This window comes from Pseudomonas mangrovi (assembly GCF_003052585.1).
In the GTDB taxonomy this organism is placed as follows: Bacteria; Pseudomonadota; Gammaproteobacteria; order Pseudomonadales; family Pseudomonadaceae; genus Aquipseudomonas; species Aquipseudomonas mangrovi.
Genome location: NZ_QASN01000002.1, coordinates 254,697 through 275,799 on the forward strand (window position 1 = coordinate 254,697; position 21,103 = coordinate 275,799).

A 21,103-nucleotide genomic window follows, 5' to 3' on the forward strand; every position below is an offset into this window, starting at 1 on the left:
AAGGACTAGCACATGCAATGGGAAACCGTCATCGGGCTGGAAATCCACGCCCAGCTCAGCACCCGGTCGAAGATCTTCTCCGGCAGCGCCACCACCTTCGGTGCCGAGCCCAACACCCAGGCCAGCCTGGTTGACCTGGGCATGCCCGGCACCCTGCCGGTACTCAACGCCGAAGCGGTGCGCATGGCCTGCAAGTTCGGCCTGGCCATCGACGCGCATATCGCGCCGCAGAACGTCTTCGCCCGCAAGAACTACTTCTACCCGGACCTGCCCAAGGGCTATCAGACCAGCCAGATGGATCACCCCATCGTCGGCAAGGGCTTCCTCGACATCACCCTGGAAGACGGCACCACCAAGCGCATCGGCATCACCCGCGCGCACCTGGAAGAGGACGCCGGCAAGAGCCTGCACGAAGACTTCCACGGCATGAGTGGCATCGACCTGAACCGCGCCGGCACGCCACTGCTGGAAATCGTTTCCGAGCCGGACATCCGTTCGGCCAAGGAAGCGGTGGCCTATGTCAAAGCCATCCATGCCCTGGTGCGCTACCTCGGCATCTGCGACGGCAACATGGCCGAAGGCTCGCTGCGCTGCGACTGCAACGTCTCGGTACGGCCGAAAGGCCAGGCCGAGTTCGGCACCCGCGCCGAGATCAAGAACGTCAACTCGTTCCGTTTCATCGAGAAGGCGATCAACCATGAGGTACAGCGGCAGATCGAACTGATCGAGGACGGCGGCAAAGTGGTGCAGGAAACCCGCCTGTACGACCCGAACAAGGACCAGACGCGCTCCATGCGCAGCAAGGAAGAGGCCAACGACTACCGCTACTTCCCCTGCCCGGATCTGCTGCCGGTGGTGATCGAGCAGAGCTTCCTCGACGAGGTGCGCGCCAGCCTGCCGGAGCTGCCGGTGCAGAAGCGTGAACGCTTCGAGGCGCAGTTCGGTCTGTCTGCCTATGACGCCACGGTGCTGGCCGCCAGTCGTGAACTGGCCGACTACTTCGAGGCAGTCAACACCGTATGCGGCGACGCCAAGCTGGCCGCCAACTGGGTAATGGGCGAGCTGTCCAGCCTGCTCAACAAGGACAACCTCGATATCGAGCAGTCACCCGTGTCGGCCGAGCAGCTGGGCGGGATGATCCTGCGCATCAAGGACAACACCATCAGTGGCAAGATCGCCAAGATGGTCTTCGAGGCCCTGGCCGCCGGTGAAGGCGCCAGCGCCGATGAAGTGATCGAGAAGAAAGGCCTCAAGCAGGTCACCGACTCCGGCGCCATCGAAAGCATGCTGGATGAAGTGCTGGCGGCCAACGCCGAACAGGTCGAACAGTACCGCGCCAGCGACGAAGCCAAGCGCGGCAAGATGTTCGGCTTCTTCGTCGGCCAGGCGATGAAGGCCTCGAAAGGCAAGGCCAACCCCGGCCAGGTCAACGAGCTGCTGAAGAAGAAGCTGGAGGGGTGAGCCGGGCGAGCCAACGCCTGCGTTGGCCCGGCGAGCGACCGGCCATGGATGACCGGGCCGGGGCTTCAGGATAAAGCCGCCGCCGCGACAGGGACGTCTACTCCGACGCAGGGTGGATGACGCCCTTCTCGTCCACCAGGCAATTGCGCAGCGGTGGACGGATCAAGCGTCGTCCACCCTACGGGGTTTCGGCTGCTCGCGGAGCCGGCCCGACGTAGGGTGGATGACGCTCTTTTCATCCACCAAGCAAATTGCGCAACGGTGGACGGATGAAGCGTCGTCCACCCTACGCAGCCCCAAGCCAATCAACGCTGCCGGCCCGGCGTAGGGTGGATGACGCTCTTTTCATCCACCACGGCCATTGCAGCGCGGCCACTGAAGCAGAAGCGCCCGCTGCACATCCACATCAGGAGCGACCCCATCCATGTTCAGAAGCCTCATTCTCTTCAGCCTGCTCGCCATGCTCGCCGGCTGCTCGACCATCGGCGGAGTCGGTTCGAGCGAAACCGGCAAGGCTTCCTGGTACGGCCCCCAGCACCATGGCAAGCGCACCGCCAGCGGCGAGCGCTTCGATCAGAACGCGCTGACCGCCGCCCACCGCGAATTACCTTTCGGCAGCCGGGTGCGTGTCACCAATCTGAACAACGACCGCAGCGTGGTAGTGCGCATCAATGACCGCGGCCCCTATGCCCGCGGCCGCATCATCGATGTTTCGCGTGCAGCGGCGCAGGCGCTGGACATGGTCCGCGCGGGGGTGGTGCCGGTTCGCGTGGAACGTCTCGGCGACTGATACGGACAAAGCCTCAGGCGCCGACCTCCGTCCGCTCGGCGGCCGCCTGGCAAACTCGCTGCCGGCACTGGCGTCCGCCAGGCAGATCGCTATCCTATGGCACCTTTTTTCAGAGAGCCCGCAACATGACTCCGATGACCTTCGTCTATCTGATCGCCGGCCTGGTCCTGCTCGTCGTTGGCGCCGAGGTACTGGTGCGCGGCGCAGCACGCCTGGCCGCCCAGTTCGGCATTCCACCACTGGTGATCGGCCTGACCGTGGTCGCCTTCGGCACCAGCGCGCCGGAAACTGCGGTCAGCGTGCAGGCGGCCTGGGCCGGCAGCGGCGACCTGGCGATTGGCAACGTGATCGGCTCGAACATCGCCAACGTCCTGCTGATCCTCGGGATCACCGCGCTGATCGCCCCATTGATCGTCTCGCGCCAACTGATTCGCCTGGATGTACCGATCATGATCGGCGCCAGCTTCGTCGTGTTCGGCCTGGCCTGGGACGGCTCGCTGAGCCGTCTGGACGGCGCCCTGCTGTTCGCCGGCGTGATCGCCTACACCGCATTCCTGATCATCAGCAGTCGCCGTGCCGGCAAGGCGAGCGAAGAGGACGACGAGTTCGCCAAGGAGTTCGGCCTGCATGAAGCGCCCAAGCCCTACGCCTGGGTAATCAACCTGGGCCTGCTGATCGCTGGCCTGGTGCTGCTGGTCGGCGGCTCCAACCTGCTGGTCGAAGGCGCCGTCACCCTGGCTCGTGCGCTGGGTCTGTCGGAGCTGGTCATCGGCCTGACCGTCATCGCCATCGGCACCTCGCTGCCAGAGCTGGCCACCTCGGTCATTGCCGCCTACAAGGGCGAACGCGACATCGCCGTGGGCAACATCGTCGGCAGCAACATCTTCAACCTGCTGTGCGTGCTCGGGCTGGCATCGCTGGTCTCGCCGACCGCGATCTCGGTATCGCCCACGGCGCTGGCTTTCGACTTCCCGGTGATGATCGCGGTGGCCGTTGCCTGCCTGCCGATCTTCTTCGCCGGCTACCGGATCAACCGCTGGGAAGGGCTGCTGTTTGTCGCCTACTACGCCGCCTACACCGGCTACCTGGTGCTGTTCAACACCGGCCGGCCGTTCGCCGAGACCTTTGGCGAAGCCATGCTCGGTTACGTGGTCCCGCTGACCGCCATCACCCTGCTGGTGATTGCCGCACGCGCCTGGCACAAGCAGAGGTAGGTTGGCGCCGAGCGAAGCGAGGCCCAACAGCACCCTGCTGTTCGCCGCGGTGAACTGGACAAACCCGCGGCAGCGCAACGGCGCAACCGTCGTGCGCTGAGGCTTTTGTTGAGCGGCCTCGCAGGTTTACCAAAGCACTATGGAAGGGGCAGTACGGCCGGCGCATAATCGCCCGCTCTGCCCGGACCGGCACGCTCGTGCCCGTCCATCGTGAACCGCAGCCCCCTGCAAGGACGCCCCATGCCCAGTTCGCCCATGAACCTCGCCCAGCGACTGCTGGCGGTATTGCTGTTCATTCCGCGCCTTCTCCTGCGCCTGCTGCGCTGGTTGTTCGCGCTGCTGTTCGGACGCCTGAGCTGGAGCGCACCGGGCTGGCTGCGTGGCGTCGGCCGTCTCGGCGCCGCGTCCGGCCGCAGCCTGCGTCAGAATCCGCGACGCAGCCTCGGCGGCGGTCTGCTGCTTACGCTGCTGATCGCGCTGGGCGCCTACGCCTGGCACTGGTACGTCAACCTGCCGCAACCACATCGGGTCAGCTACAGCGTGCAGGCACCGGCACTCACCGACTACCGCCAGGAGCCGATACGCATTGCCCCGCTGGTGGTCGACTTCGACGAACCCGCCGCGCCACTCGCGGCCATCGGCAAGCCGGTCGCCGGCGAGTTGCTGCAGCTCAAACCTGCCATCGAAGGCAGCTGGCAGTGGGCCGGCGACCGCAAGCTGGTGTTCACCCCGGCGGCGGACTGGCCGGTAGGCCAACGCTACAGCCTGCAACTGGCCAAGGACGAGCTGTTGGCGCCCGGTGTACTGCTCGACAACTACCAGACGGAGTTTTCCAGCCAGCCGTTCCGCGTCTCCCTCGGCAGCAGCACCCTGTATCAGGATCCAAGCATCGCCAGCCTGAAGAAGCTGGTGGTGACCCTCAATTTCAGCCACCCGGTCGATGAGGACAGCGTGCGCAAGCGCGTGGCGATCATCCTCGATCGCGGGCTGGCCTACCGCGACCAGGACCAGCCGAGCACGCCCGAGATCAGCTTCGACAAGCTGCGCCTGAGCGCCTACGTGCACTCCGCGCCACTGGCCACCCCGCTGGAAACCGTCGCCGTCACCCTGCAGTTGGACAAGGGTGTACGTGCCGCCGCCGGTGGTGATGCACAGGCCGAACCGCTGCAGGCCCGCGCCAGCGTTCCCGGCCGCTATCAACTGAGTTTCAGCGGCGCACGCATCCAGTTCGTCGACAACAGCGACAGCGAGCCGGAACCGGTGATCATGTTCGACAGCTCCAGCGCCGTGGCCGACGAGGCCATCGCCGGCAAGCTGTCGGCCTGGCTGCTGCCGGAGCGCACGCCGAACGACTCCGCCTACTGGAGCCGCGAGCAGATCGACGAGGCCACCCTGGCACGCTCGGAGAAGGTTGCCCTGGAGCACGTGCCGAGCATCGAGCCGCTCAACAGCCTGCACGCCTTCAAGTTCCGCGCCCCGCCCGGACGCTATCTGTACCTGAACCTGCCGGCGCAGATCGAAGCCGTCGGCGGCTACCTGGCACGCCACCCGACCGAATCCCTGCTGCGCATGCCCGACTATCCGCGGGCCCTGCGCTTTCTCGGCGACGGATCGCTGCTCGGCGTCAACGGCGAGCGCCGGCTGGGCTTCCTGGTGCGCGGCATGAACGATGTCGAGGTGGAAGTCGCACGACTGCTGCCAAACCAGCTGCATCACCTGGTCGACCAGGCCGGCGGCAGTTTTGCCCGCCCCTATTTCAGCAACGACTACTTCGATCGCATGGTCGAACGCGAGCACCTGCCGATCAGCCTGCCGCCGGGCGACCCGGCCAAGGCGCGCTACGACCATGTCGACCTGAACCCCTACCTCTCCAACGCCGGCGGTCGCCGTGGCGTGTTCGTGGTACGCATCGCCGAGCAACGTCAAGGCAGCAATCCGGCCGACCGGCCAACCTTCGACTACTACAACCGCGACAACAGCGACCTGCGCTTCATCGTCGTCACCGACCTGGGAATCATCGCCAAGCGCTCGGCCGATGGCAGCCAGGACGTCTTCGTCCAGTCGATCGAAAGCGGCCTGCCGGTAAGCGGCGCGAAGGTCGAGATCCTCGGTCGCAACGGCCTGCCGGTGCAAAGCGGCGAAACCGATGCCGAGGGCCGCGCGCATTTCGCCGGGCTTGGCGATCTGCGCCGCGAAAAGACCCCGCTGATGGTGGTCGCGAGCCTGGGCAACGACATGTCCTTCCTGCCGCTGGGCCGCTACAGCCATCGCCTGGACCTGTCGCGCTTCGACATCGGCGGCCTGACCGACGATGCCGACGGCCAGCGTCTGCGCGCCTACCTGTTCAGCGACCGCGGCCTCTATCGTCCCGGTGAAACCGCCCACCTGGGCATGCTGGTACGACGTGACGACTGGGCCGGCAGCCTCGCCGGCCTGCCGCTGGAACTGCAGATCTTCGACCCGCGCGGCATGCTGGTACAGCGCAAGCGCCTCGACCTGCCGGCCAGCGGCCTGCTCACCGACGACTTCACCAGCAGCGAGGTGTCACCGGCCGGCGAGTACATCGCAAGCCTGAACCTGATCGGCGAACAGCAGCGCCGCATCCCGCTCGGTGACACGCGTTTCAAGGTGCGTGACTTCGAGCCGGACCGGATGAAAGTTGCCGCCAGCCTCAGCGCCGCGCCGGTCAAGGGCTGGATCGAGCCTGACGCGGTGACGGCAAAAGTCGACGCCCAGCACCTGTTCGGCGCGCCGGCATCCGATCGCCGGGTGGTCGCCGATCTGCGCCTGACCCCGGGCCAGGCTGCGTTCAGTGCCTGGCCGGAGTACCGCTTCCAGCTCAACAACCTGCTGGAGGAGAGCTTCGAGGAAACCATCGAAGACCTGACCACCGATGCCGACGGCCAGGCCGAAATCGACCTGCGTCTGGCGCGCTTTGCCCGCAGCACCTATCGCATCGACCTGCTGGCGCGGGTGTTCGAGGCCGAAGGCGGGCGCAACGTCGCCGCCCACAGCAGCGTGCTGGTCTCCAGCGCGCCCTGGCTGGTCGGCGTGCGTGCACGCGACTCGCTGCGCTACGTCAGCCGCGGCGCAGTGCGCGAGATCGACTGGCAGGCAATCGGAGCGGATCTTGAGCCCGTTGCAGTCGACGGTCTGCAGACCGAGCTGATCGAACATCGCTATCTCTCCGTGCTGATCAAGCAGTCCGACGGCACCTACCGCTACGAATCGCGACGCAAGGAGATCAGCCTCGGCAGCACGCCCCTGGCACTTGAAGCCAAGGGCCTGCGGCAGAAGCTGGAAACCGCCACCCCCGGCGAGTTCAGCCTGCGTCTGAAGACCGCCGAGGGCGAGCTGCTCAACCAGCTCGACTACAGTGTCGCCGGCAGCGGCAACGCCTCGCGTTCGCTGGAGCGCAACGCCGAGCTGCAGCTGAAGCTGAACAAGGCCAGCTACGCGCCCGGCGAGGAGATCGAGCTGAGCCTGCGCGCGCCCTACACCGGCGCCGGGCTGATCACCATCGAGCGCGAGAAGATCTACGCCCAGCACTGGTTCAAGGCCGACAACAGCAGCAGCGTGCAACGCATCCGCCTGCCCGAGGGTATCGAAGGCAACGCCTACGTCAGCGTGCAGTTCGTCCGCGACCCCGGCTCGCCGGAGGTCTACATGAGCCCGCTGTCCTACGCCGTGGCGCCCTTCGCCATCGATCTGGACGCACGCCGCCAGCCGCTGGCGATCAGCGCCTCCGAGCAGCTCGAACCCGGCCAGACCTTCCAGATCAGCCTGACTGCCGAACGCCCCGGCCAGGCCCTGGTGTATGCGGTCGACGCCGGCATCCTGCAGGTGGCGCGCTACCGCACGCCCGACCCGCTGGGGCACTTCTTCCAGAAGCGCGCGCTGCAGGTGCAGACCAGCCAGATCCTCGACCTGATCCTGCCCGAGTTCCGCCTGCTGCTGGCCCAGGCCGCCGCCGGCGGTGACGGCGAAGGCGCGCTGGCCGCGCACCTCAACCCGTTCAAGCGCAAGCGCCAGGCGCCGGTAGCCTGGTGGAGCGGACTGATCGACCTGCCAGCCGGCGAAACGACACTGGAATACCAGGTGCCGGAGAGCTTCAACGGCCGTCTGCGCTGGTTCGTGGTGTCGATCGACGACAGCCGGGTCGGCGTCCACGAAGGCGCCGCAGAGGTCCGCGGGCCGCTGGTGATCAGCCCCAACGTGCCGGCGATGGTCGCACCGGGCGATGAGTTCCTGGTCACCGCCGGGGTCTTCAGCAACCTGGGCGAAGCCGCCGAGGTGAAGGTCAGCCTGGAAACCGACCAGGGCCTGCAGCTGCTGGGCGAGACACAGACGCTGAGCATCGCGCCACGCCGCGAAGCGGTGGCGCGCTTCCGCCTCAAGGCACTGGAGCAGCTGGGATCGAGCGATCTGCGGGTGATCGCCGAGCTGCCCGATGGCAAGCGCATCGGCATCGGCGAGAGCATCTCGGTGCGGCCGGCGGTGGAGCATCGCGTGCAGCTGAGCCTGGGCCGACTGAGCTCTGATCGCCTGGAGCTGCCGCCGACCCGCGAGCTGTTCCCGCAACTGCGCAAGGTCGAGCTCGGCCTGGGCGCCTCGCCGCTGGTGTGGAGCCAGGGCCTGTCCGACTACCTGGCCGACTACAGCTACAGCTGCACCGAGCAGATGCTTTCCAAGGCGATGCCGACGCTGATCTGGAGCACCCCGGCGCTGGGCCTTGCGCCCGACGCACGGAGCAGTTTCGATGATGCTCTGCGGATGCTGCGCCAGCGCCAGAACCAGAGCGGCGGCTTTGGCCTGTGGGCCGCCAGCCCCGAGGCGGACGCCTTTGCCAGCAGCTATGCCAGCGACTTCCTGATCGAGGCCCGCGAGCGCGGCTACGCCGTGCCGGATGACCTGCTCAACAGTGCCAACGGCTACCTTTCGCGCATCGCCGAAGGGCCAAGCCAGGGCATGGCCGAGCTGCGCCTGCGGGCCTACGCCAGCTACCTGCTGACGCGCCAGGGGGTGGTCACCAGCGGCGCCCTGGCGGACATCCACGAGCGCTACCAGACCTACTTCAAGGACCGCTGGGAGCAGGACATCGGCGCCGCCTACCTGGCCGCCAGCTATCGCCTGCTCAAGCAGGACAAGCAGGCCCGGGCAATCTTCGCCAAGGTGCCATGGCGCACCCTGGGCAAGACCATGGAGCGCGACAGCCCCTACTACGACGAGCTGGTCCACGATGCCGAGCGCCTCGCGCTGCTGAGCCGGCACTTCCCGGAACAGCTCGACGAGCTGCCCGACGCACTGCTCGATGGCCTGGCCAGGCAGTTGGCGCGCAACCAGTACAACTCGCTTTCCGCCGCCCTGCTGATCCGTGGCCTGGACAGTTACGGCCGGGTCGGCGAACAGCGCGTCGAGGTGGCTGCCGCTGCGCGTCTGGGCGAGCAGCTGCAGCAGCTGACACTGGCCGGCAAACCGCCGCGCGCTGCCGTGCCGCTGGGCACCCGCATGCTCGAACTGACCCACGAGGGTGACCTGCCGGCGTTCTACCTGCTCAGCGAGGCCGGCTACGACAAGGGCGTGCTGAACGATGAGCTGCGTGAGGGCCTGGAGATCAGCCGCGACTACCTTGGCCTGGATGGCACGCCGCTGCAGTCGCTCAAGGTCGGCGACGAGTTCCTGGTGCGCCTGCGTCTGCGCGCGGTGGAGCGCGAGCGGGTCGAGCAACTGGCAGTGGTCGACCTGCTGCCGGGTGGCATCGAGCCGGTCTACAACAATCCGCTGCCGGACGAGAACGGTGAGCTGCCGGAAGGCCGTCACTCGCCGCTGGGCAACCAGCCGGGCAGTGACTGGCAGCCGCACGCGGTGGATGTACGCGAGGACCGGGTCGTGCTCTACGGCAGCGTCTCGCGCAGCGCGGCGACCTTCGTCTACCGCGCCCGCGCGACCAACGCCGGCCGCTTCGGCACACCGCCGCCCTACGCCGAGGGCATGTACGAGCGCAGCCTGCAGGCGCGTGGCGCCAGCGGCCAGCTGGAGATTCTCGAACCCTGATGGCGGCGCCCGTCGTCACCCGCCCCTGGCGTCGCCGCCTGCGCCGCCTGGGCTGGAGCTGCCTGCTGCTCGCGCTGCTGTTACTGGCCCTGCGGCTGTGGCCGCAACCGCCGCTGCGCGAGGCGGCGCCGCTGTCCCGGGTGGTGCTGGCCGAAGACGGTGCGCTGCTGCGCCTGACGCTGGCCAGCGATGGCCAGTACCGTCTCTGGGTACCACTTGAGCGCTTCGCGCCGAGCCTGATCGAGGCCATGCTGCTCAAGGAAGACCGCCACTTCTTCCGCCACCCCGGCGTCAACCCGGCGGCGCTGCTGCGTGCCGCGCGCGAGACCTGGGGCGGCGGCATGCGCCAGGGCGGCTCGACGCTGAGCATGCAGCTGGCGCGCAGGCTCTACGGCCTGGACTCGCGCAATGTCCCCGGCAAGCTGCAGCAGATCGGCCTGGCGCTCTGGCTGGAGGCGCGCTACAGCAAGCGCGACATCCTCGAGGCCTACCTCAACCTGGCGCCCATGGGTGGCAATATCGAGGGCATGGAGTCCGCCAGCCGCATCTACTTCAACAAGCCGGCCGCCGAGCTGTCGCTGGCCGAATCCCTGGCACTGGCGGTGATCCCGCAGCAGCCGGGCCGACGCGGCCACTTCGGCCCGAGCCTGGATCGCGCGCGCCTGGCCCTGCTGGCCGAGTGGCGCAGGGTTTACCCGCACGATGCGCGCAACAGCGCACCACTGGAGCTGCCGGTCAGCGCCCGCAGCCGCGCCCAGTTGCCGTTCCGCGCGCCGCACTTCGCCGAGCTGTTGCTCGCCCGCCATTCCGGCGCGGAACTGCACAGCACCCTGTCGGCGCCACTGCAGCAGCAGCTGGAGCGACAGATCGCGCAATTCGTCGCGCAGAACCGCGCGCGCGGCATCGAGAACGCCAGCGCGCTGCTGATCGACAGCCGCGACCAGTCGGTGAAGGCGCTGGTCGGCTCGGCGGACTATTTCTCGACGGCGATCCACGGCCAGGTCAACGGCGTGACCGCGCGCCGCTCGCCAGGCTCGACGCTCAAGCCGTTCCTCTACGGCCTGGCCATCGACCAGGGCCTGATCCATCCGCAGAGCATCCTCAAGGACACCCCGAGCGCCTTCGGCCCCTACCAGCCGGAAAACTTCGACGGCAGCTTCGTCGGTCCACTGAGCGCGCGCGATGCGCTGATCCGCAGCCGCAACGTGCCGGCGGTATGGCTGGCCAGCCAGCTGCGCACGCCGAACCTCTACGCCCTGCTGCAACGCAGCGGCGTACGCGGCCTGCGTGGCGAGGAGTTCTACGGCCTGGGCCTGGCGCTGGGCGCCGCCGAAGTCAGCAGCGAGGAGCTCGGCCGGCTGTACCTGATGCTCGCCGGTGACGGCCGCCTGCGCCCGCTGCGCTACCTGCAGGAGCAGCAGTCGGCGCCGGGCGAGGCGCTGCTGTCGGCCGAAGCGACCTTCATGCTGCGCGACATGCTCGCCGCCACCCCGCGCCCGGACGGCCTGCCCGCCGACCCGCGCAACGCACCCTGGCCGGTGGCCTGGAAGACCGGCACCTCCTGGGGCTTCCACGACGCCTGGAGCGCCGGCGTGGTCGGCCCTTACGTACTGGTAGTCTGGGTCGGCAACTTCGACGCGCGGCCGAACCCCGCCTTCGTCGGCATCCGCAGCGCCGCGCCGCTGTTCTTCCGCATCGCCGACGGCCTGCCCCTGCTCGACCGCCGCAGCTGGCAGCCACCCGTGCCACCGCCAGGGCTGAGCCGCGTCGATATCTGCAGCGCCTCGGGTGACCTGCCCAATCGCTGGTGCCCGCGTATCACGTCGAGCTGGTTCATCCCCGGTGTTTCGCCGATCCGCGTCTCGACCCTGCACCGCCCCGTACCCATCGACATCCAGACCGGCCAGCGCGCCTGTCCGCCATTCGATGCAACCAAGGTGCGCGAGGAGGTCTTCGAGTTCTGGCCGTCCGACCTGCAGGCGCTGTTCAACGCGGCCGGCCTGCCGCGTCGCAGCCCGCCCGCCGACCACTGCGAGCAGAGCGCCAGCCCGGCAGCGGACGCCGCACCGCGCATCCGCTCGCCGCTGAGCCGGGTGACCTACAGCCTGCGCCTGTCGCAACCCGACGAGACCATCGCCCTGAACGCCAGCGCCGGCGGCGATGCCCGCCGCCTGTACTGGTTCGCCGACCAGCGCCTGCTCGGCGAAGTGCCGGCCGGCCGGGTCCTCGACTGGCGCCCCGAGCGCGCCGGCCGTTATCAATTGAGCGTCAGCGATGACCTCGGTCGCAGCGCACAACGCATCCTCGACGTGGAGATACTGCCGTGATTCGCCGCCTGGCCCTGCTCCTCTGCCTGGCCCTGAGCCAACCGCTGGCCGCCTCCGAACCCAGCGGGGTGTACATGCAGGTGCCACTGAGCAGTGCCGAGCTCGACGCCTGGCTCGCCTCGCCGCTGCCGCAGGCGGCGGATTTCCACGACTGGGCGCGGATGAACCCGCAATGGCAGGCAGACTGGCGGCGCTACTTCACCACCCTGCCCGCCGCCACCGTCGGCGAGTTTCTCCGCGGCTGGGAAGCACCGCCGCAGGACAGCGCCGGCATGGCCTGGTGTCACGATCCGGAAAACGCCGAGCTGCGCCTGGGCGCGGTGTTCTACGACGAGAACTTCATCAGCTTCGCCACCCTGCTCGCCGCCCTGCGCAACGTGGCCCAGCACCAGAGCCAGACCGAAGCGGGCTACGTCTACATCTATTCCTTCCTCTGGGGTGACGGCCCGGACGCCCTGCTGCGCACGCTTCCCGGCAACTCCGAACTGCTTGCCCCGGATAGCGCACCCGGGCCGCTCAGGGACGCCGCCGACGCCTTCCTCGATGCTCGGATGAGCGGCTGGCAGCCGGCTGACGAACTGCAGCGCTGTCGGCCGCTGCCCGGGCCATGACACCCTCCCGGACACGCTCACACCCGCAGCCGCCGCATGGCGGCTACGCTATTTCTCCCCCTGCCAGCAGAAGGCCATTCATGCACCGGACCATCCGCGTCATTTTCTCCGCACTGCTGGGCAGCGTGCTGCTGAGCCCGCTGCCCAGCAGCGCCGCGCCACTGAGCTGTACGTTGACACTGGATCAGGCTGACGCCGGCCAGCGGCGAGACCTCCAGCAACAGGCGGAAGCGGGCGACGCCTGCGCCCAGTTCAACCTGGGCTATCTCTCGTACACCCAACAGGACTACGCGCGCAGCGCACGCTGGTACACCGAGGCGGCCGAACAAGGCGTGGCCCGGGCGGCATTCGAGATTGCCATCCTCTATCGCGATCAGCTGCTACCGGACCCCGATGGCAAGGAGGAGCGCTGGCTGACCCGCGCCGCAACGCAAGGGCTAGCACTGGCCCAGGCCGAGCTGGGCATCGTCTACCTGAGCCGCTCCGATGATCCGGACGCTCGAATCAAGGCGATGCAGTGGTTCGAACGGGCCGCGCTGCAGGGCGACGTACAGAGCATGTATCTGTTGGGCGAGCTGTACTGGAGCGACGACGCCGGCGTGCAGTTTCAGGCAGAAGGGGACGAACTCGCGGCTCACTTCGCCAGCGACGACAGCAAGGCGCTGCACTGGATCTGCCAGGCAGCAAGCAGCAACCATGCGCCCGCGCAGCTGAGCATGAGCGACGCCTACGGCAACGGACGAGGCACCCAGAGCGATCAGCTCCAGCGCCAGCTCTGGCTGGAACTGGCCGCCGCCAGCGGCAGTGAAGAGGCCAAGGAGCGCTTGAGCCAGGACGACAGTGCCTGGTACACCCAACTGGAGAAATGGACACAACAACAATTGTCAGACGACAGCGCGCGCTGCCCGCCAAGCAGCACGCAGACGAACGAGGAACTCACGCCATGAAAGGGCTCACCATGCGCCACGCCACTTGCCTCCTAACCCTGTGTCTCACACCCTTTCTCGCCAGCGCGCGCGACACCAACGAAGTGGTCACTGCCGATCGCCAGAGCCCGGCCATCGCTGCGGCAGTGCGTCAGGCGCAGGAAGGCCTGGACGATTTCCTCAAACTGGCAGCCGCACCAGCCGAAGGTACTCGCGAGTTCAAGGTGCAGGTCATGGTCGAAGACCCGCACGGCATCGAAACCTTCTGGATCACGAACTTCCGACCGCTTGCCCATGGTTTTGTCGGCGAAGTGGCCAACGAGCCTCGCGTCGTCAGAAGCGTGACCTGGGGCCAGCAACTGCGCTTCACCAAGGAACAGATCACCGATTGGGGCTACCTGAAGAACGACCGCCAGGTAGGCAGCTTCACCATCTGCGCACTGTTCAAGGACATGCCGGTCGAACAGGCGGACTACTACCGCACGCATCATGGATTCGATTGCTGACCACGGCAGGAAGAAGATCGTGGTCTGTCCCTGGTTGCCCTGTCCCTGATTGTCCCGGTCCGCTAAAGAATCGGGACCGCAGACGGGGCGACAATGAAAAGATAGATCTTCTCCCCGTCATTTTTGAATGGCCCCACTCAACGGGCGCAGAGACTTGCAGCCTCCGGCGGCGCCATGGGTGCTCCCGGCATGCTCAGCCCGTTGACGGTGAGTCCACAGGTGGAGGCACTGAAAACAGTTTGCGCGGCGCTCATCTCGACAACCCTGCCGACCAGGTCAGCCCAATCATCGAAGGGTCTTACCTGGCGCTGTGACACGATCTGCTCTGCCGCCCCGTCGCCTACCGTCGGCACGCTCGCCAACTCGGCAACGCTGGCGGAGTTGACATCCACCGGCCGCAAAACGAACCGGGGCGCGAACGCGGGGCGGTCGCTCTGCAGGCGCTCTGCGTCGAGGGAAGCCTGCCGCTGTTCCTCGAACCTCAACTGCTCGCGCTCCGCAGCGCGCTTCGCGAGGGCCTCCGGTGTATTGGCCGCGGCCCAGCGCGCTTGCTGCTCGCGGACCGCGATATAGGACTCCTTGGAGATGCAGTCATAGTGAGGGTGGATCTCATAACCCTCCTCCAACGCCTGGCTCCGCCGCTCAATGGTTCGCAACGGCGACCCTTCGCAGGCCTGCTGGTAGGCCGGAGTGTCCTCGATCTTCGGCGAGCAGCCGGAGATCAGTAATGCAGCCAGAGGGAAAAAGAAAAACGACAACGCCAAGCGCATGTGAATCATGGACATATACCTCTGTAGAAAAGGCCCCACGGTGTACCTGGCGGCAAACACCGCTCGGCGATTACTTCGCAGCGCTAGGTTTCAACCCACGACTTATCGTTCCAGCTGATCAACACACTTGTTAAGAAACGATCGAAGACATTTCGTAGAGCAAAAGTAAATTGAAAACTGCCCGCCCTGAACGTCTTGCGCGATCCGAACGGAGCCTCCGCTAGTCCGCCCATCCCCGTGGGATGCGATGTCAAAAAATCCGAGGCAGTCAAATGCTGGAACAGCTACGTCGCTACCGACGGGGTACATAGCGCCAGCACTCAGTACCGTAAATGCGCCAGGCGCAACACTGTCCTGCCCGCCACACCCCGGGCAAATGCCCATACCCGAATCCTGAACGCCTTGAACAATTGGAAGGTTCATAATGCACACCCGCTAACGTTAAAACAGCAGCTCACAGTTCTGAGCTCGCGCGCTCTTCCGCTGCCTTTGACTGCAGCCTTGCGTTCAACACGGCCAGTGCCCCTGGGTGCTGCAATCGCTGGCGGAGTCTGTCGTAGGTCCGCTTGCCCACACGCCGGTCGGCGGCCAGCAATATTTCACCTAGGCTCCAAGGGTCGGCAGGAAGGTCCAGCAAACACTCTACGGGCGTGTCTATATAGGCTCTCAAGAACTCAGAGATATCGCTGATATCGGTGACATAGGGATAGTTGACGGTACGCCCGTTCGCGTCCTTCGGATAATCCCAGATCACTTCGCGCCCCAATGTCAGCCAATAGCGCGGCAGATCGGTACTGCCGCTCTGCGAGGCCATGCGATAAACCCTACATTGGATGCGCAGGTCCAGCTCGCTGGAAAACAGCTTTTCAATTTCTCTTTGCAGCCTGCTCCATCGCTTCATCCCGGCTCCTGCCTAATGGGGACAGACCACGATTTGTCGATCAGTAATCGTGAGTCATCCTTAATTGCCCATCTTTCAAATCCCGTCACCCCTGCCCCTCGTCTTTCCCCTCGCCGGCGCCATCACTTACTCGAACATACAAGTTGCTTCTTATATAAAAAGCCAGCCACAGCAGCAGCGCACAGACCGCTGCCTCTATCAGGCGCGCGCCATGCAGTGACAGGACCAAGCCTATAAAAGCAACACCCATCAGAACGAGGTATGCGGCGGGAAGCTTGAAAAAAACGCCGGCGGCGATTGCCGCCTGTATCAGCAGGAAAAGGATAAAGATTGGACTGGAGATTGCGACAAAGGCAATCACAAGCGCGTTGATGATCAGATAGGCAAACAGCAGATGATTCGCGATGCGCGCTCGCGGCGGCAGTACAGCCTTGTACATGATGTTCTTCCTTGTTTGTGGGACAGCCACGTCGCTTTCGCAGCGCCGGGAACTCCTCTTCTACCAGGCAATTTCCCGGCACCCCCCACGGAAGAGACTCCGTAGATCGTGTCAGCAAGTGCTTCAGTCGCAGGAGAGGCGGGCTCCGACATTAGGGGAGTCAGAACGCTACGTCCATGCCTCCGACGAGTGAACGCCCGGCGGCGAAAATCTGCTCAGGACCCTGGCCGATCCTCGACCACGGAATGCCTGTCCTATCTGTGCCGCCACCACTCCAGCACCCCCTCCCCCGCCTTCCGCCCGCTGGCGAAGCAGGCGGTGAGCAGGTAGCCGCCGGTGGGGGCTTCCCAGTCGAGCATCTCGCCGGCGCAGAACACGCCGGGCAGGCGTTGCAGCATCAGGTTCGAATCCAGCTCACTCCAGCGCACGCCGCCGGCGCTGCTGATCGCTTCGTCCAGCGGGCGCGGGCGGATCAGGCGTAGCGGCAGTTGCTTGATCGCCCGGGCCAGGCGTACGGGATCGGTGAAACAGGCGGGATCGGCCAGTTCACGCAGCAGGCCTGCGCGCACGCCGTCCAGGCCCAGCTGGCGTTGCAGATGCTTGGCCAGCGACTGGCTGCCGCGCGGTTTTTGCAGCGCCTTTTCGACCTTCGCCAGCTCCATCTGCGGCAGCAGGTCGATATGCAGCAGCGCCTCTGCCGCGGTATTGATCCGCTCGCGGATGGCTGCCGACAGCGCATAGATCAGCCCGCCCTCGACGCCTTGGGCGGTGACCACGAACTCGCCACGGCGCGGCGCCTCGCCGGCCAGGGCAGCGGCCACCGGCTTGACCGGCGCGCCGGCGAATTTCTGTGTCAGGTGCTCGCTCCAGCCGGCCACCTCGAAGCCGCAGTTGGCTGGCTGCAGCGGCGCAATCTCGATGCCGCGCGACGCCAGCAACGACACCCAGGCGCCGTCCGAACCCAGCCGGGCCCAACTGCCGCCGCCGAGTGCCAGTAGCTGCGCATCGAAGCGCTGCAGTTGTTCGCCGTCCGGGGTGGCCAGGCGCAGCGCGCCGTCCTCCGCCCAGCCCAGCCAGCGACTGCGGGTGTGCAGCCGCACGCCCGCCTCGCGCAGACGACGCAGCCAGGCGCGCAGCAGCGGCGCGGCCTTCATTTCACGGGGGAAGACGCGTCCCGAGGTGCCAACGAAGGTCTCGATGCCCAGGCCGTGAATCCAGCTGCGCAGGGCATCGGCGTCGAAGGCTTCGAGCAGCGGACGGACATGCTCGCGGGCCTGGCCGTAGCGAGTGACGAAGTCGGCAAAGGGTTCGGCGTGGGTGATGTTCATCCCGCCCACACCGGCCAGCAGAAACTTGCGCCCGAGCGAGGGCATGGCATCGAACAGATCGACCGAGGCGCCGCCGGCTGCCAGCACCTCGGCGGCCATTAGGCCGGCCGGGCCGCCGCCAATCACGGCGACACGCGGGGCTTTGGAAGAGTCGGTCATGGCGCAGCGCTCGCAGCGGGAAAGGCGCGCATTCTAACCGAGCGGGATGGCCGGGCGGGCGTGACCTGCTCGCTCGCCGAAGCCGGGCTCCCTGCACGCCGCTACTTCCCTCATCCGGCGCTGCGCGCCACCTTCTCCCGGCGGGAGAAGGAACGCCACATCAGGGCGTAAGGATCACCTTGCGGCAGTCTTCCTGGCGCTTCTCGAAGATGCGGTAACCCTCGGCGGCATTGGCCAGCTTCATGTGGTGGCTGGTGATCACCTCGGGCTGCAGCTCGCCGCGCTCGATGTAGCCGAGCAGCTCCGGCAGGAAGCGGTGCACGTGGGTCTGGCCCATCTTGAAGGTCAGGCCCTTGTCGAAGGCGTCGCCGAACAGGAAGCCATGGATCGGCCCGGCATACACCCCCGGCACGCTGACCGTGCCACCGCGGCGCACGGCGGCGATGCATTGGCGCAGCGCCTTGCCGCTGGAGCCTTCGAGCTTGAGATTGGTGAGGATGGTCTCGGTCATACTGCCCTTGGCCTCGAAGCCGACCGCATCGATCACCGCATCCACCCCGCGCTGGCCGGCGGTGCGCTCGATCAGCGCCTCGGCCGGATCGTCGATCTCGTCGAAGTTGAGCGGGATCGCACCGTAGGTCAGACGGGCGAACTCCAGGCGGTAGGGATGGTGGTCGATGATGAACAGCTGCTCGGCGCCGAGCATGCGTGCGCAGGCCAGGCTCAGCAGGCCGACCGGACCGGCGCCGAACACAGCCACGCTGGAACCCTTGCCTACCCCGGCGTTGGTCACCGCCTGCCAGGCGGTCGGCAGGATATCGGTGAGGAACAGCACCTTGTCGTCGGACAGGGTGTCCGGCACCTTGAACGGACCGACGTTGCCCTTGGGCACCCGCACGTATTCGGCCTGCCCACCCGGCACGCCGCCGTACAGGTGGCTGTAGCCGAACAGCGCCGCACCCGGCGGAATCTGCTTCTTGTTGAGGATGGCGCCGCGGCCGCTGTTGGTGGTTTCGCAGGCGGCGGTCAGGTCCATCTGGCAGAAGAAGCATTCGCCACAGGCGATCACGAAGGGGATGATCACCCGGTCGCCCTTGGCCACCGCGGTGACCGCCGGGCCGACCTCCTCGACCACACCCATGAACTCGTGGCCGAAGATGTCGCCGTCTTTGACCTGGGGAATCTTGCCGCGGTACAGGTGCAGATCGGAGCCACAGATGGCGGTGGCCGTGACCCGCAGGATGACGTCGTCGGGTGCCTGGATGATCGGATCGGGAACCGACTCCACGCGTACGTCGTGAGAGCCGTGATAGGTGACTGCCTGCATGGAAACCTCCGCTGAGCCATAGGTGACACGTGGAGCTGGGAAGCGCCAGGCACCGACGAAGTTCAATGCAGCGGGATCGGTGGCGACGTGGTCGAAGCAGGAATTCAGCAGATGAAGAAATCACCATGAGCGAGCTGTACACCCCACGCCTGCTGTTGCGGCAATGGCGCGATGAGGACCTCGAGCCGCTGGCGCGAATGAGCGCCGACCCCGAGGTGATGCGCTACTTCCCCGCCTGTCTGGATCGCGCCGAGTGTGCTGCGCTGATCGAGCGCTGCCGCGACCATTTCGCCCGCCACGGCTTCGGTCTCTGGGCGCTGCAGCGGCGCGACAGCGGCGAGTTCATCGGCTTCACCGGCCTGGGCCACATGGGCTTCGAGGCGCACTTCACCCCGGCCATCGAGATCGGCTGGCGCCTGGCGCGGGCGCACTGGGGCCAGGGGCTGGCCAGCGAAGCGGCGCGGGCCGCGCTGGCCCATGGCTTCACTGAGCTGGGCATGGCGCGGATCATCGCCTTCACCGCCGTGAGCAACCTGCCTTCACAGAGCCTGATGCAGGCCCTCGGCATGCAGCGCGACCCGGCCGACGACTTCGACCACCCCAACCTGCCGGCCGACCATCCACTGCGCCGGCACGTGCTTTACACCCTGGATCGCGAGTGCTGGCTGGAGCGGGCAGATGACTGATATCGAGACCGTGCGCGCCTACCACGCGCTCAGCAGCCACGAGCCGCAGCGTGCCGCGCCGGGCCCCGGCATGCTCGACTGGTCGACCCAGCCGGCACCCTTTCGCCACTACCTGGGCGCGCTGCAACTGCCGCTGCTGCACCGGCCGCTGCAAGAATCGCCGGACTATGACGCCGTCTTCGCCGGCCCTCTGGACGGGCCGGCACCGCTGAACCTGGCCAGCGTCTCGCAACTGCTCTACGACAGCCTGGCGCTGTCGGCCTGGAAGGAGGCCGGCGGCAATCGCTGGGCACTGCGGGTCAATCCATCGAGCGGCAACCTGCATCCGACAGAGGCCTATCTGCTGCTGCCGGCCGGCGCCGTCTCGTCTGGCGCATGTCTGGCCCACTACCGGGCGGACAGTCACGCGCTGGAGCTGCGCGCCGAGCTGCCGACGGATCTGGCCCGACGCCTGGCTGAAGACGTCCCCGCCGGCGGCCTGCTGCTGGCGCTTTCCGACATTCCCTGGCGCGAGGCCTGGAAGTACGGCGAGCGCGCCTATCGCTACTGCCAGCTCGACGCCGGCCATGCGCTGGCCTGCCTGGCGATCGCCGCCAGCGCACTGGGCTGGCAGCTGCGGGTGTTGCGCGGCGTCGCCGAGACAACCCTGGATGCGGTCTTCGGACTGGACCGCGAAGGCTTCCACGAGCACGAATCGGTTGGCGCCTTGTGCTGGATCGGCCCGCCGCAAGCGAGCGAATTCAATCTGTCGCCCGCCTTGCTGGATGGCCTCGCCGAGCTCGCGCTGCACGGTCGGCCCAATCGCCTCTCGCCCAGCTATCGCGCCTGGCCGCAGCTGTCCCAGGTGCTGGAAACCTGTCGCGCGCCGACCCGGCCGCCCGCGCCCGACTGGCGTGCGCCTGCTGCGGCGATCACCCCCGACAACCCCGGCCTCGCCCTGCGGCCGCTGCTGCATCAGCGGCGCAGCGCCCAGGCCATGGATGGCCGCGCCGGTATTCGCGTCGAGCTGCTTGCCGCCTGGCTGCAGCGCCTGCTGCCGCAACACTCACCGGTGCCCTTCGCCTGTAGCGGCGAGCCGACGGAAGTCGATCTGCTGCTGTTCATCCACCGCGTCGAGGGACTGACACCCGGGCTGTACTGGCTGGACCGCAGCGGTCGTGGCCCGCAGTCGCTGCGCGCGGACTTCGTCTGGGAAGCGGCGCAGCCCGGCCTGCCGCTCTTCCGCCTGCTCGAAGGCGACGCCCGCGGCCTGTCCGCCTTTCTCAGCTGCGAGCAGGACATCGCCAGCGACGGCGTGCTCGCCCTGGCCATGCTGGTGCACCTGGACGAGGCGCTGGCCGATGGCGCCTGGCGCTACCCGCGGCTTTACTGGGAATGCGGACAGATCGGCCAGTTGCTCTACCTGGAAGCCGAGGCAGCCGGGCTGTCAGGAACCGGGATCGGCTGCTTCTTCGATCATTCCCTAACTGAATTGCTCGGCATTCCCGACAAATCCCGGCAAAGCCTTTACCATTTCACGATCGGCAGGGCCCTGACAGACGAGCGCATCAGCTCGCTGCCCGCCTATTCGAATCTCCGCCCTTTGCCTGTGTGAGGAAGTATCG

General features: G+C 66.8%; 15 protein-coding genes. 10 read left to right on the forward strand and 5 right to left on the reverse strand.

Going from position 1 to position 21,103, the window contains the following annotated elements; all coding sequences use genetic code 11:
• Positions 1-12: 12 nt before the first annotated feature.
• From gatB to DBO85_RS01325, 8 genes are all read left to right on the forward strand, one after another.
• A complete protein-coding gene (gene gatB, locus DBO85_RS01290) occupies positions 13-1,461 on the forward strand; it encodes an Asp-tRNA(Asn)/Glu-tRNA(Gln) amidotransferase subunit GatB (RefSeq protein WP_108104511.1) in 1,449 nt (482 codons plus the stop codon).
• 424 nt (positions 1,462-1,885) lie between these two features.
• Positions 1,886-2,251 (forward strand): septal ring lytic transglycosylase RlpA family protein, encoded by a 366-nt coding sequence (locus tag DBO85_RS01295; RefSeq protein WP_108104513.1) that lies wholly within the window; start codon positions 1,886-1,888, stop codon positions 2,249-2,251.
• Between the two features lie 125 nt (positions 2,252-2,376).
• Complete coding sequence (locus tag DBO85_RS01300; RefSeq protein ID WP_108104515.1) at positions 2,377-3,465, forward strand: calcium/sodium antiporter; 1,089 nt, start codon at positions 2,377-2,379, stop codon at positions 3,463-3,465.
• Positions 3,466-3,705: 240 nt separating this feature from the next.
• A complete protein-coding gene (locus tag DBO85_RS01305; RefSeq protein ID WP_233356528.1) occupies positions 3,706-9,519 on the forward strand; it encodes an alpha-2-macroglobulin in 5,814 nt (1,937 codons plus the stop codon).
• Positions 9,519-11,846 (forward strand): penicillin-binding protein 1C, encoded by a 2,328-nt coding sequence (gene pbpC / locus DBO85_RS01310; RefSeq protein WP_108104517.1) that lies wholly within the window; start codon positions 9,519-9,521, stop codon positions 11,844-11,846. The genes DBO85_RS01305 and pbpC overlap by 1 nt, the downstream gene beginning before the upstream one ends.
• Complete coding sequence (locus tag DBO85_RS01315) at positions 11,843-12,457, forward strand: hypothetical protein (RefSeq protein WP_108104519.1); 615 nt, start codon at positions 11,843-11,845, stop codon at positions 12,455-12,457. The genes pbpC and DBO85_RS01315 overlap by 4 nt, the downstream gene beginning before the upstream one ends.
• An 80-nt stretch (positions 12,458-12,537) precedes the next feature.
• Positions 12,538-13,404 (forward strand): tetratricopeptide repeat protein, encoded by an 867-nt coding sequence (locus DBO85_RS01320; RefSeq protein ID WP_158268857.1) that lies wholly within the window; start codon positions 12,538-12,540, stop codon positions 13,402-13,404.
• On the forward strand, positions 13,401-13,889 hold the full coding sequence (locus tag DBO85_RS01325; RefSeq protein ID WP_158268858.1) for a YegJ family protein: 489 nt from the start codon (positions 13,401-13,403) through the stop codon (positions 13,887-13,889). The genes DBO85_RS01320 and DBO85_RS01325 overlap by 4 nt, the downstream gene beginning before the upstream one ends.
• Before the next feature lie 137 nt (positions 13,890-14,026).
• Here DBO85_RS01325 and DBO85_RS01330 read toward each other — a convergent pair whose 3' ends face one another.
• The 5 genes from DBO85_RS01330 to DBO85_RS01350 all read right to left on the reverse strand — a co-directional run bounded on the left by DBO85_RS01330 (position 14,027) and on the right by DBO85_RS01350 (position 18,813).
• The gene (locus DBO85_RS01330; protein WP_158268859.1) at positions 14,027-14,668 is read right to left on the reverse strand and encodes a ComEA family DNA-binding protein; all 642 of its coding nucleotides are present in this window, start codon (positions 14,666-14,668) and stop codon (positions 14,027-14,029) included.
• 445 nt (positions 14,669-15,113) lie between these two features.
• Positions 15,114-15,560, reverse strand: a complete 447-nt coding sequence (locus tag DBO85_RS01335; RefSeq protein WP_108104528.1) for a hypothetical protein — start codon at positions 15,558-15,560, stop codon at positions 15,114-15,116.
• 85 nt (positions 15,561-15,645) lie between these two features.
• Positions 15,646-15,999 (reverse strand): hypothetical protein, encoded by a 354-nt coding sequence (locus DBO85_RS01340; protein WP_108104530.1) that lies wholly within the window; start codon positions 15,997-15,999, stop codon positions 15,646-15,648.
• 254 nt (positions 16,000-16,253) lie between these two features.
• Entirely contained in the window at positions 16,254-17,486 is a 1,233-nt protein-coding gene (locus DBO85_RS01345; RefSeq protein ID WP_108104532.1) for a TIGR03862 family flavoprotein, read from the reverse strand.
• Between the two features lie 160 nt (positions 17,487-17,646).
• On the reverse strand, positions 17,647-18,813 hold the full coding sequence (locus DBO85_RS01350) for a zinc-dependent alcohol dehydrogenase (RefSeq protein WP_108104534.1): 1,167 nt from the start codon (positions 18,811-18,813) through the stop codon (positions 17,647-17,649).
• Positions 18,814-18,938: 125 nt separating this feature from the next.
• On the opposite strand from DBO85_RS01350, the gene DBO85_RS01355 reads away from it, so the two are divergent.
• Complete coding sequence (locus DBO85_RS01355; protein ID WP_108104537.1) at positions 18,939-19,499, forward strand: GNAT family N-acetyltransferase; 561 nt, start codon at positions 18,939-18,941, stop codon at positions 19,497-19,499.
• On the forward strand, positions 19,492-21,093 hold the full coding sequence (locus tag DBO85_RS01360; RefSeq protein WP_177429716.1) for a nitroreductase family protein: 1,602 nt from the start codon (positions 19,492-19,494) through the stop codon (positions 21,091-21,093). Before DBO85_RS01355 ends, DBO85_RS01360 begins: the two co-directional genes overlap by 8 nt.
• Positions 21,094-21,103: the final 10 nt, after the last annotated feature.